General features: G+C 27.3%; 13 protein-coding genes. All 13 read right to left on the bottom strand.

The features are described 5' to 3' along the window. Positions 1-89 precede the first annotated feature (89 nt). A complete protein-coding gene (locus tag H0S70_RS13540; protein WP_188321171.1) occupies positions 90-452 on the bottom strand; it encodes a four helix bundle protein in 363 nt (120 codons plus the stop codon). A gap of 267 nt (positions 453-719) precedes the next feature. Then, on the bottom strand, positions 720-1265 hold the full coding sequence (rfbC, locus tag H0S70_RS13535) for a dTDP-4-dehydrorhamnose 3,5-epimerase (RefSeq protein WP_055042510.1): 546 nt from the start codon (positions 1263-1265) through the stop codon (positions 720-722). After that, positions 1265-2272: an MraY family glycosyltransferase gene (locus tag H0S70_RS13530; protein ID WP_188321170.1), complete on the bottom strand. Its 1008-nt coding sequence runs from the start codon at positions 2270-2272 to the stop codon at positions 1265-1267. Before H0S70_RS13530 ends, rfbC begins: the two co-directional genes overlap by 1 nt. 92 nt (positions 2273-2364) lie before the next feature. After that, complete coding sequence (locus H0S70_RS13525) at positions 2365-3270, bottom strand: NAD-dependent epimerase/dehydratase family protein (RefSeq protein WP_188321169.1); 906 nt, start codon at positions 3268-3270, stop codon at positions 2365-2367. Beyond that, positions 3260-4363, bottom strand: coding sequence for a glycosyltransferase (locus H0S70_RS13520; RefSeq protein ID WP_188321168.1), 1104 nt, complete (start codon positions 4361-4363; stop codon positions 3260-3262). Before H0S70_RS13520 ends, H0S70_RS13525 begins: the two co-directional genes overlap by 11 nt. Before the next feature lies 1 nt (position 4364). After that, positions 4365-5471, bottom strand: a complete 1107-nt coding sequence (locus tag H0S70_RS13515; RefSeq protein WP_188321167.1) for a glycosyl hydrolase family 28-related protein — start codon at positions 5469-5471, stop codon at positions 4365-4367. A 74-nt stretch (positions 5472-5545) separates the two neighbouring features. Beyond that, positions 5546-6265 (bottom strand): glycosyltransferase, encoded by a 720-nt coding sequence (locus H0S70_RS13510; RefSeq protein ID WP_188321166.1) that lies wholly within the window; start codon positions 6263-6265, stop codon positions 5546-5548. Then, positions 6262-7113, bottom strand: a complete 852-nt coding sequence (locus tag H0S70_RS13505) for a glycosyltransferase (protein WP_188321165.1) — start codon at positions 7111-7113, stop codon at positions 6262-6264. The genes H0S70_RS13510 and H0S70_RS13505 overlap by 4 nt, the downstream gene beginning before the upstream one ends. Beyond that, positions 7101-8174, bottom strand: coding sequence for an EpsG family protein (locus tag H0S70_RS13500; RefSeq protein ID WP_188321164.1), 1074 nt, complete (start codon positions 8172-8174; stop codon positions 7101-7103). Before H0S70_RS13500 ends, H0S70_RS13505 begins: the two co-directional genes overlap by 13 nt. Before the next feature lie 26 nt (positions 8175-8200). Then, positions 8201-9406: a glycosyltransferase gene (locus H0S70_RS13495; RefSeq protein WP_188321163.1), complete on the bottom strand. Its 1206-nt coding sequence runs from the start codon at positions 9404-9406 to the stop codon at positions 8201-8203. A gap of 10 nt (positions 9407-9416) precedes the next feature. After that, positions 9417-9974 (bottom strand): acyltransferase, encoded by a 558-nt coding sequence (locus H0S70_RS13490; RefSeq protein WP_188321162.1) that lies wholly within the window; start codon positions 9972-9974, stop codon positions 9417-9419. Positions 9975-9982: 8 nt separating this feature from the next. Continuing rightward, on the bottom strand, positions 9983-11002 hold the full coding sequence (locus tag H0S70_RS13485) for a glycosyltransferase family 2 protein (RefSeq protein ID WP_188321161.1): 1020 nt from the start codon (positions 11000-11002) through the stop codon (positions 9983-9985). Next, positions 10992-12515: an MATE family efflux transporter gene (locus H0S70_RS13480; protein ID WP_188321160.1), complete on the bottom strand. Its 1524-nt coding sequence runs from the start codon at positions 12513-12515 to the stop codon at positions 10992-10994. The genes H0S70_RS13485 and H0S70_RS13480 overlap by 11 nt, the downstream gene beginning before the upstream one ends. Positions 12516-12667: the final 152 nt, after the last annotated feature.

Raw genomic sequence — 12667 nt, 5'->3', positions numbered from 1 at the left:
AAAAGTTAAGAGGTTAAATGGTTAGAAGGTTAAGAAGTTAGAAGGTTAGAAGGTTAGAAGGTTAGAAAGTTAAATGGTTAGAAAGAGGGTTAGACAGTTGGTTTAGTTTTATTGATACTTAAAATTAATTTGGAAAGCATATTTTTAATATAGAAAATCCTTTGGGTCATTTCCCCGTTTTTATCACAAAAATTGAGCATTATCGCAATATCCAATTGTGTTTCTAATTCGCTTAAAGAACCCATCGAAATGTACAAAAATCTAGCAAACTCGGCACTTCCCTTTCTTCCGGCGCCTTCTGCAATATTAGAAGGGATGGAAATTGCACATCTTTTCATTTGGGAAGTTAATCCGAAAAGCTCATCCTTTGGAAAAAGAGCTACCAATAAATAAATATCCTTTACCAAAAGTAAAGATTCTTTATAAACCTGTAAGTCTTTGTGGGAGGTCATTCTTTTGGGGTTAGAAGGTTAGAAAGTTAAGAGGTTAAGAGGTTAGTGGGTTGGACGAATACTTGGAAAAAAGGTTAGGTGGGTTATTTTATCTTGGGTTAAGTTAATGGGTTGGGTTGGGTTAGATTAGGTTATCTTTGGTTTGGTTTGGTAAGATTAGGCTACTCATTAAATTGATTTTCTGTTAAATTTCTAATATGGTTATATTCAAACAAATTCACTTTCTAACCATTTAACCTTCTAACCTCTTAACCTCTTAACTTTCCCTCAAAAATTCTTCTCCGCGAAAGTAGGCAATTGGCTGTCTTTTTCTGAAAGGAGCACCTTATCTGCCGGTAATTTCCAGTCGATATTGAGATCTTTATCGTTCCAGATCACACTGCCTTCCGATTCTTTATGGTAGAAATTATCGCATTTATAGGAAAAAATTGCAGTTTCACTCAATACGGAAAATCCATGCCCGAAACCTCTTGGAACATAGAGTTGCAATTTATTTTCCGGAGTCAATTCCACCCCGAACCATTGTCCGAAAGTTGGAGAATCTTCCCGCAAATCAACGGCTACATCAAAAACTTTCCCTTCAAGACAAGAAACCAATTTCGCCTGTGCATGTTCGCCTTTTTGCAAATGAACACCTCGCAAAACTCCGTACGAAGATTTAGAAATATTGTCCTGCACAAAATGGCCATTCATTCCGGTAAGCTCTTCAAATTTTTGCTCATTGAATTTTTCATAAAAATAACCTCTTTCGTCTTCGAAAACGGTAGGTTCAATGATATAGCAGTCTTTGAGTGGTGTCGATTTTATTTTCATTAATTATTGTTTAGTGTGATTTGCTTCTTAATCGTAAGTTTGGTGTAAAGATAAAAAATTAGCGCAGGTAATAAAACAATTACAAAACTTACAATTTGTGGCAAGTTCGAAAAAATCACTACTGCATTGATAATCAACTGTACAGCTGCGTAGAGCGTACTTACTATTAAATGAGATATTTTTTTCTCATTAGCTAAAAGTTGATAAAGGTGACGGCGGTGGGCTTCGAAAATATTTTCTTTAAGTTTCAGTCTTTCTAAAATAGTCGAAATAACCTCCACACCGTAAACTGCAAGGAAAAGAATCCATTTGATTTCACCGGTTTTCATCATGAGCAAACCAATTAACGCAACCACCCAAAATGCAATTCCCATACTTCCAATATCGCCCATAAAGCATTTTGCTTTCTTCCTAAAATTAAAAAAGAGAAATACCAAACAGCCTAAAATCGGATAAATAATAAAATCATGAGCTACAAAATTGATCAAATTTTCATTCACATATAACAAGGAAAGCAATGCCACTAAACTGTAGAGTCCGGTAATTCCGTTGATGCCATCCATGAAATTATAAGCGTTCAGAATTCCGATGATTACAATATACAAAACCGGAATCGCCCAAATCGGAAGCAAAACAAACGCATTGAGAAAAGCGAGTAAAAAACTCACACTGATGATGTGAAAAACAATCCGGATTTTACTTGAAAGATCATAAAGATCGTCGAGAAAACTGATGATACAAAGCAATAAAAGCCCGACTCCGAAAATCAGATAATTGTGGTTTTCTGCTGCCTGATCATGAAGCGGAAGATGAACTAATTTGCTCCACACGCTGGTAATAAAAAACAATAGGAAAGCAATAGGAAAAACAATCCCTCCACCTCGTAAGGTGATTTCGGTATGAGCACTTCGGTGATTGGGTTTGTCGATAATATTGAATCGGTCGGCAATTTTGAAATAAATCAATTCTAAAACAAAAAGGACGAGAAAAACAGCGAGATACATCATAGTCTTAATAGCAGGTTAATTGCAAAAATATACAAAATTTATCTTCTTTTTTGCAAGAATTATTTTACAAGAGCATTAAGTTTTAAGAATGATCACTTTTTATCCAATATAAACGATTCAATCGTCTTTTTCATCCCTTCTTCAGCACTCATTGGGAGCGAATCGAGATGCAATTCTTTTTTTATTTTTTGGTTGGAAACGATATAGTTTTCGGTGAGTTTTTTAAGTCTTTCTGAATTGAGGGGAAGTTTCAAATAATCACCCGTTTTTGCTATGAACGAAATCAAATGTTTAGGAATCTTCAACAACCTTTCCGTTTTCCCAGAAGTGTTAGCAATAATTTTCACCAAATCGTTGGTCGATAAAGCTTTATCATCTGAAAAATTATAAATTCCTGATGCCATATTTTGATCAGAAATAATCCGCTCTATCAAAAAATTGAGGTTATCAATACTTAAAAAAGAACGTTGGTTATCAAAATCTGCTAAAGGCCAAGGAATTCCTTTTTCCACCACTTTGTAAAGCAAGTTTAGATTTCCCTTGTTTCCCGGACCGTGAATCATACATGGTCGTATGATAAAAAGTCTTTTATTTTCAGGTAATTCTTGAGCAAGCAAATAATTTTCGGCTTCTAATTTTGATTTTCCGTAAGGGGTTTTCGGATCAGAGGGATGATTCTCATCTAAAATCCCTTCAATCGTATCTGCGGTGGCCTTTACGCTGCTGAAATAAATGAAATCTCTAATTTCAGAATTTAAAAATTCTTCAAAAAGTCGGATCGTTAAGTCTCTGTTGACTTTGAAATATTCATCATCCGCAGAAGTATTTGCTGTATCATGGGCCTTTCCTGCGAGATGAATGATTACATCCGCATTTTTATTTAAAATCCAATCAGACTTTCTCAAAGAAAGTTTTCCAACAACATTTCCTTTGTCTTCCAAATATTTTGAAAGATTAGAACCTACAAAACCTGTTGCTCCGGTGATATCAATTTTCATATAGATTTAAATAACTTTCTACCATTTTATCATTCGTAAAACTTTCTGATCTTTTTATTGCATTTTTAGAAAATTCATTATATAAGTCTTTATCTGAGGTTAACTTAAGTATAGCATTTCTTAGTTGATTCTTATTAGCTGGATCAACAGTTAGACCAGTGATATTGTTTAATGAAACAAATGGTACTCCTGATTTTAAATTTGTATTAATAACTGGTAAACCATAACTTAAAGCTTCTAATTGAACAACCCCAAAAGCCTCTGCCTCATTTACTGAAGGTAATACAAAGATATCAGATGATTTATAAAAATTTACTAATTCTTCATCATTTACATTAGTATATAAATGTACTACTTTATTTAAATTATTATTTTTTATATATTCTCTTATATTATTTTCTTCCTCTCCATTCCCCACTATATCTAAATTAACATTTAAGCCATTAATTGCCTCTAATAAATACATTAGACCTTTGTAAGTTCTTAATTTGCCAACAAATAATAATTTTGGTATACTTTCTTGATCTAATTCCTTTGGCAATATTGTTAAATTATGGGGTTCGAAGCTTAATGGAATAATAGCAATCTTATTTTTAAAAATTTGTAAAATATTAGAATATTCTAATAATTGTGGAGATGTAACTATAATTTCGTCTGCTGCTTCTAATAGCTTTATTATAAGAGGATTATAAAATCTTTCAATCCATGACCAACGAGAATTTTGGATATTGGCATGCCATGTTATTATAAATTTTTTCTTCCGAAGAGCGTCAATATTTTTTAGTAAAGCGAATTCCATTGTAGGAAATGGATAGTGATGATGCACAATATCAGCATTTTTAATTTCATTATTTAAGCTTTTAAAACATAAAGATATGGGTTGACTTTTTAAGAAAAAAGATCTATATCTTAAAATTTTAATTCCTAAATAGTATTCTACTCTATCTTTGGAAGCCTTCATGTGATTATTACAAGCAACCGTAATTTTAGAATTTTTTCGTCGTTGTTTTATACCTATTAATAAATTTTTAGCAACAGATTCCATTCCTCCTTTGCTAGGCTCAAAGTATTTTATAGTATTTAATATTCTCATTTTACTTTTCAACTATATTTTTATAACTATTATGATCAGTAATATCAACTTTTTTATTGTGAGAAATAATTTTTACATTTTTTCTTTTATCTGAAGGCTGATAAGTATTGGCAGTAAAAAAACCATTTCCTACCATATTAATAGAATTCTCAAAAACATTCGGGATAGAAGAATCAATTTCAATATATATATTATTTTCAGTAAACTTCTTGTTAGAAACTCTATTGAATGTATTGCCATAAAAATTATGACTCCCTTGCCCATAAGATATCAAATAAATATCATAACCACTATTTCCCTCAAAATAAGAATCTCTTACATTAACTGAAACAGCACCATTAGAATTATTATATGATAAACTAAGTCCACCTTTAGCATTATCTTCGAAAAGACAACTACTAAAATTAACATTATGCGCATTATTAATTTTTATACCCCATTCTTGATTAGAGTTGAATATACAGGAATTAAAGTCTATTAAATTGGGATTAGACATACCATTAGGTTCCAAAGTTAATATAGCTCCAATTGTTCCCCATCTCGCATTAACTTTTCTAAAACTTGATGATGAAATATCATTTAATATTAATCCAATATTAAATCTAAAAACATCAATATTCTCAAAATTTGCATATACTAATTTATTTAACTTTATTCCTACTCCTCCCGTTGGTTTTCCATTGTCAACTCTTTCAATACTAAGATCTTTCATAGAAAACATATCATAATAATTACCTATTACATTTATAGCGATCTTGGTATTCTCTCCTTTATTAATTATTAATGAATTTGATATACCATTGCCAACAAGTCTAAATTTTGTACTTGCATTTTTATTTAACTTTATAACTATTTCGCTAGTGGTAATAATTCTTCCCGTTGGTAAAAATAATGTTAACCCATTTTGTGTACAAAAATTTATAGCTAGCTGAAGAAATTTAGTATCATCTGAAACACCATCTGCTTTTACTCCAAAGTATTTTGCATTTATTGGGTTACCCATTAAAAAATCATTCAAAGCATATATTGTATTTTCAAATTCAATAATTACCTTCCCATCTACTTGGTTTTTATTGTATTTTTCTGTTTTAGTATAATGATTTTCCACATATTTTTTATTTATTTCTTGTGAAAAATAAATATTATAAAAAAACAACAATATTATAAAAAAACATCTATTTTTCATATAATTCTGTTTAAAAAAGAATATATAAAAAGTATTCTATATTTCATTTTGAATATCAAATTATTATTGCTTTTCTCTCCAGATGGAGAAACATTGGCTCCATGTCTTCTATATGAAATTAATTTATTCTTGCTATAAATAATATTCCCATAATATTCATACACTAGACCAATCCATATATCATGAGGAATCGGTGTTTTAGGGAATGGCAGAACTTTGTCAATATACTTTCTATTTATTGCCATACAGCATCCTAAATAAGAGTTATTAAGTATATTTTTAATAATTCCTGATTTAGATTTATTAATTTCAAAATAAGAATCTGCTATTTTGCCATTTTTCTCATCAACAATATCACAATCATGTAAAATTAAATCATATCCTTCATAAAATAGTTTCATACATTCATCTACCTTGTTACTTTTCCAAATATCATCTTGATCTGCAAAAAAAATATAATCTCCTTTAGCCTGAAAAAGTGCATTTTCAAAATTACGTGTTGTTAAATCAAATCTATATTGATTTTTAATGGGAGTATGATGAAAAATTTTTATCCTACAATCATTATAACTTTCAATTATATATATTGTATTATCAATTGATCCGTCATCAGAAATAATAATTTCATCGTCCTTATTTAATTGACATAAAATTGAATCAATCTGTTCCTTTAAAAAAAGATTACCATTATATGTAGTTAAACAAACACTTATCATAAACTAAATCGTATTTTTATAAAATCAATTGTTTTATATTGGATGGTTAGCTTAACTAATCTAAAAAAATCTGCATTTAAAAATAGTAAAAATCTATTATCTTTATTCTTTTTAAATTCTTTTAAATCTCTTAAATAAAACTTATACCTTTTTTTTGCTTGATCTTGATTATTGGTTTCAGAAGAAAAATCTTGAATAAGCTTAACATCCATGACTTCAAAATTATTTATTGTTTTTTTACATTTATAAATAAAATCATGATCAGTAAAATCTAACTTAATTTTTTCATTATAACCACCTGTTCTTATAAAAAAATCTGTATTAATTAACATTCCTGTATTAATAAAAGAATTTTTTTTAAGTTCCATGATACCAGCATCTAAATTTTCGTATAAATAAGATTTAAAAAAAATATACTTTACAGGAGATAAAATTCTTTCTTTATTAATTAAAGTAATTGGTACTTTTATTAATGTATTATTATCATTTTCTGTAGCTTTTCTATATTCTACATAAAAATTTAATGGTAGCTCAGTATCTTGGTCTAAAAGAACTATCCAAGAAAAACCATTACTCTTAGCAAATTCTGCACCTCTATTATAAGCATAAGATAACCCCGGATTATTAAGTTTATTATAAACCACTTTTACATTTTCATCTTGCTCAAGATAACTACTAAGATCCCATCCATCGATATCTGTATTATCAACAATAAATATATTTAGTTTCTCATCATATTTAGAATTCGAACTAAGAAAACTTTCTTTTAACGAAATATATGAATGCGCTTCATAGTACTTAATTTTATAAGTAACTATAATAAATAATATTTTATCTAAAAAAACCATGATTGATAGGGTCTAAAAATATCTTGAACAGAGATTATATAATATAATTGAATTGCAGAGAAAACTAAAACAATGCCAACACCAATATACTTGAATTTTGGACTGAATAAATAAAGAATCATTGGGGCCAATAAAACTTGGACAATAGATATAAGTTCAAAAGATCTTATTGAAAAAACAATTGCAGTTGGACTTAATGCAAAAAATATAAGTATAGATAAAATATGTAATTTATATAAAACATCAAAATACTTTATTTTACATAATTTTTTATATTGGAAAGAAAAAAGCAAAAGTATAAAAAGAGAGAACAGTATCTTAAAATTAAATATATTCACCTTGTTCTCATTAATTTTTTCTTGTAACTCCAAATAAATTTTCACTTTAGGAAATAATCTATCCAAAAAGAGCAATGTCAAAACATTTATCTTCGTAATTGCTATCACAAAAGATATAACAAGACCATAATAATAGTATTTTATTTTTTTTACCTTTAGCATGAAAATATAGCATATTATTACTAGAACACTTGAATAATGAAAAAGTAATGATATAGACATTTTTATAGAAAATGAAAATGTATTTTTTCTTTCAAAATCTTGTATTGATAATAACAATATACCAGCTGCAACACCAGCTCTTATAGTTGTCATTTCATGCATAAAAAAAAGACTTGACAAATAAAAAATAAAGCTAAGTAAAAAAAAATTAGAATATTTTTTTATGCTATATAGCTTTAAAGAAACCGCTATTATGGCAAATAATAGAAAACTACCATTAATAATATCAGTTGGGCTAATAAAATATATCCTAAGAAAATTAGGAATTATAAAAATTGATAATTCTAAATTATTGAAATTTTTTTTAAAATATTCAAAATCTCCATTAACAAATTGAAAAAATTCTTTATAAAGAAGATAGTCATTATCAACAGCCACCCTCGTTCCGGCAAATAATGATAACATAACAATCATAATAATGACCGCTATTTTTTTAGAAATAGTCTGAAAAAAAATTGCAAAAAAAATTGCAAAAAAGAAAAAATAATAATAGGTTTCCAAATTAAAACTTTAAGTATATAAAAATATTATAAATTAAAAAAAGAACCAATTTGAAATTTTAAATCTTCAGCTATTTTTTCCGATTTCAAACTTTCTTTATATAATTTCATATTCTTTTTAAAAAGAAGATAATTATCAGAATATTTTTGTGGACTGGAAGCAATATCATGAATTAAATTTTCCATTTCTTCTATGTTAGTACAAAGATACCCAATTGGACCAGACACTTCAGATACTGATTTAAAGAATCTATTTTCTAGTGCAATAATAGGTTTTTCAAATGCTATTGTATCAAAAAATGCTGCTCCACTTCTAAGTATAAAATCATTCGGGCCATAAAAAACAATACTAAAATCTAGATCTTGACTTTTTTCATTGTATAATTCTCTTGGCAATGAAGTACCGGTTTTACTTTCCACAAAATCTATAATTAAAGGATTTATATCTTCTTTAATATCATTTTCTAAACTTCCAACAATATATAAATTTAATTTTCCATTTTCAATATCTTGATGTAAATTTCGTGCTAATTGATAAAATATATTAATATTCTTTCTTTTTCCAGAACTCCCAATATGACCTATTTTCAAAGGATTTACTAATTCTTTCATATTTTCATTAAGTTGATAATCTGAAAATGTTGGAAGTTCTATCGCAAGTATTTCATTTTCATTTAATATTTTGTCACTTACGAGTATTTCCTTTGAAACTTTTGTAAGAAAAAGATATTTAAGATTCTTATTTTTTATTTTAAAAGATAACGAATAAAGGCTTCCTATTAATTTATTAAATTTACTCTTAGGATAATAAATATATTCTACCTCACCATGAATGGTGATTATTACCTTAATTTTCGGATATAATAATTTCAATATCTTAAGAACAGGCAAAGAAGCTGGGTAAATATGAGTTATAAAAACCCAATCTCTGTAATTATTTTTAGCAATGTTTTCAAAAAGTATTTTAAAAAAAACAAAATCATTTTTTAATCTATTAAAAACTCGCTTACTACTCGCTATAGTACCATTTCCATACTCATTATTTTCATAAGGCTCATATGAGACACTACCATTTACTGTTTCTAAAATTTCAGAAACATAGTTTGAATGATTCTTTTCTGCAATGAATTTTTTTTGTTCTTCTGGAAATATAATTTCCAGCAATTTAATTGTATTTGCATTTGCAAGCACATGTAATTGATTATTTACAAATCTATCAATTATATAAATCATTTTTATCTAATTAATTATAAAAATAGGGATGATAATCTATTGTATATAATAGTTTGGAACGCCGGACACCAATTTTTTTGGCAGGAATCCCACCTACTATAGACATTTCTTCCGTATTTTTAGTTACAACAGAACCTGTAGCTACTACTGTACCTCTGGCTATTGTAACTCCAGGAAGTATTGTGCACCTTGCAGTAATCCATGCATAATCTTCAATAATAACATTTCCTGATTTTATTTCATGGTAATCAGAATGTTGATCATGCTGAGCTGTAAATATATAGGTATCTCTTGCAATATCTACATTATTTCCAATAATTACTTTACCTTCTCTGCCGTCTAAGAGCACTCCAGGATTGATAATTGAATTTTTACCAATTTGAACTTGACTTTTCTTAGGCTTTATATTTAATAGTTTTACATTCATAGAAACAAAAGAATTTTCACCCACCAACATATATCTTCTAACAAAAAACATTCTTATGCCATTGAAAGGAATACGTGCAACAAAAGAATTATAAAAATATAACCTAAGATGTACTAAAAAAAGTTTTAATTTATAAGTCATTATTTATTTTAAAAATTTGCAAGAAAATTTATACCATTAATAAAAGTTTTCCTCAATGCCTTTATTCTGATATTTTTAAATATTATATAATTTATCTTATAGTAAATGTATTTCAAATCACTAAATTTGGTTGTTTCTAAATAAGTATTGACTTTTTGATTTTTGAACTCAGCAGAATAGGAATTTTTTTTAACAAATAAATTAATAATATTTATTGTTTTATAAATTGCATAATACTCATCGATAAAGTTCGCAAACAATGAGGATTGAGTCATATTAAATTTTTTATTTAATTCCGTTCTATAATATTTAACTTTATCATTATAATACTCAAACAGCGAAAAATCAATATTCTTTGAAGAAAGAGAATCGTTATCTCGGTGATAATGGTTGTAGCCGCAATTTTGTGTAATAGTTTTTATGTTGTTACAATAAAGTAAAAAATTTAACACAAATATATGATCCTCCCCATAAGAAATTTTATCATCAAATTTCAGGTTATTATCCGCAATAATTTTTCTACAGTATAATTTAGAGTAAGGGCATTTCAAAATATCATTCTTATCTGCATACAAAATAAGCTCATAGTTACTTAAACTATCCAGTGTGTCTTGGTTTTGTGGAAACTTCATTTGTTGAGTATACTTCTTGTTCAAGTAAATATGTTTATACCCTTGAATAATAATATCAATATCTTCTACTAAAAATTCTACAAAATCCTGAATATAGTTGCTATCAATAGTATCGTCAGAATCTATAAATGTGATATAGTCTCCTTTTGCGTTATTAATTCCATAATTTCTCGTTTCACTTACACCTTGATTCTTTTTACTAAAAATCTTTACACGATTATCATTTTTTTGAAAATCATAACATATATCCAAAGAATTATCGGTAGAACCATCATTTACAAGAATAATCTCAATATTTTCATAAGTTTGCGATAAAATACTGCTAATACATTCCTTTAGATATAGTTCCGCATTATATACAGGTATTATAATTGAAATTAAATTTTTATATGCCATTTTTTTTATTAATCAATTTTACTAAATATTTTTTTTCAGATTTATTTAAAACAATAAGATAAATTAATATTAAATTAACCAAAAAGGTTAAAAAAGAGAAAATTAGTATATTAAAAAAAATATTATTAGCGAAATTTATTCTATTCATATACTCTCCAACAGGAAATGAAATTATTAAAATAACAGTTATTTTTATTAAATTGCAAATAAATTCCTTAATATTAAAATAAGGTATCAGTAATTTAAGAATGCTCTGATTTATAAAGATTACAATAATACTTATAGTTAATGTTATATAATAACTGTTTACAGAAGGATAGCCATTTAGATATGCTATGTATGACAATGGCAGAATTAATAAATAAATTGTACCCGTTATGAAGCTAATTGCCTTAATCTTTCCTGTAGCATGTATTGCATGATTTATGGTTACTACTAAACTTCCAAACAGATTAATTAAAATAGCAATTTTTGCGTATGAAACTACATATTTAGGAGGATTTACCAACCATAAGTTAACAATAGCATCCATTTTAAAGAAAATTGGAAATGATATTAAAAAAGATACTATAAATGAAAATTTAGTACCCAGATTAATCAACTTATTAAGCTCTTCTAAATCATTTCTAGCAAAAGATTTTATAATCTGTGGTTTTATCGCATATAGGATATTATTAGAAAAGGCTCCTAAAGCAGCTTGAACTTGCGATGCTAATGCTATAGACGCATTTGCGATAGGACCAAAAAAAACATTTTGGAGTATATTAACACCTTGTGATTGCATCACTATTGAAAAATTCCCATATAAATCCCAAGAAAAAAAATTGAGCAGAGGACTTAAGAATTCCTTTTCCCGAATAAATTTAAATTTATAATTTTCTAATTTTTTGCAAACATATGCGGTTAGTGAAGATTTCAGAAAAAAAGTTGCAACGAGTAAAAGCAATGCGTAATAAAACATTCTGTTTTTATCAAATATACCAATTAACAATGCTACTACTAATTTAATTACTGATTCTAAAACACTGAATAAAGCATATACATTCATCTTTTCATAGGCCACTAATACAGATTCAAATGGTAATGATAAAAAAATTATTATTGTATTAATAACTGAAAACTGATATATTATGTTCGTTAAATATATTTTATCTTGAGGCACTTGTATTACATAATTTATAAAATATATACCTATCGTTTCTGCAAGTAATAAAAGTAATAAACTTGTAATGATATGTATTGTTAAAGACGAATTTAAAATTTTAGTAAAAGTATTTCTTTCATTGCCTATTCCTAGTTCAAAAGCAAGGAACCTGGACGTGGCACCTACTAAAGCTGTTTGAATAAAAGAAAACAAACCAATAACCCCAGCTACTACATTATATACACCATAATCAATTTGGCCTAAATTTTGTAAAATCACTCTAGATGTATATAGAGCTATTAACATTGACACAAACATTCTCAATGTTAATATTAAACTATTAAATGTCAATTTTCTTCTATCTTGCATTTTACAATTTTCTTATTACTACTATACCACTTCCATATTCTCTTTACCATTCTTATATCTTATGCTTCTCAAACCAAAAATCACAATTTTTGAAAAATTAGATCCTATTAGAAGTTCCAAAATATATTAATCCAAAATGCTCAATTCTCAAT

Origin of the sequence: Chryseobacterium manosquense (genome assembly GCF_014623485.1) — a bacterium.
GTDB lineage: Bacteria > Bacteroidota > Bacteroidia > Flavobacteriales > Weeksellaceae > Kaistella > Kaistella haifensis.
This window is presented reverse-complemented; position numbering and strand designations above follow the sequence as displayed.

Excerpts from the sequence above, each read along its gene's own strand:
- H0S70_RS13505 (WP_188321165.1), bottom strand. The coding sequence starts at position 7,113 with ATGGTTTTTTTAGATAAAATATTATTTATTATAGTTACTTATAAAATT.
- H0S70_RS13490 (WP_188321162.1), bottom strand. The coding sequence starts at position 9,974 with ATGACTTATAAATTAAAACTTTTTTTAGTACATCTTAGGTTATATTTT.
- H0S70_RS13525 (WP_188321169.1), bottom strand. The coding sequence starts at position 3,270 with ATGAAAATTGATATCACCGGAGCAACAGGTTTTGTAGGTTCTAATCTT.
- H0S70_RS13485 (WP_188321161.1), bottom strand. The coding sequence starts at position 11,002 with ATGGCATATAAAAATTTAATTTCAATTATAATACCTGTATATAATGCG.
- H0S70_RS13530 (WP_188321170.1), bottom strand. The coding sequence starts at position 2,272 with ATGATGTATCTCGCTGTTTTTCTCGTCCTTTTTGTTTTAGAATTGATT.
- H0S70_RS13540 (WP_188321171.1), bottom strand. The coding sequence starts at position 452 with ATGACCTCCCACAAAGACTTACAGGTTTATAAAGAATCTTTACTTTTG.
- H0S70_RS13495 (WP_188321163.1), bottom strand. The coding sequence starts at position 9,406 with ATGATTTATATAATTGATAGATTTGTAAATAATCAATTACATGTGCTT.
- H0S70_RS13480 (WP_188321160.1), bottom strand. The coding sequence starts at position 12,515 with ATGCAAGATAGAAGAAAATTGACATTTAATAGTTTAATATTAACATTG.
- H0S70_RS13520 (WP_188321168.1), bottom strand. The coding sequence starts at position 4,363 with ATGAGAATATTAAATACTATAAAATACTTTGAGCCTAGCAAAGGAGGA.
- rfbC (WP_055042510.1), bottom strand. The coding sequence starts at position 1,265 with ATGAAAATAAAATCGACACCACTCAAAGACTGCTATATCATTGAACCT.
- H0S70_RS13510 (WP_188321166.1), bottom strand. The coding sequence starts at position 6,265 with ATGATAAGTGTTTGTTTAACTACATATAATGGTAATCTTTTTTTAAAG.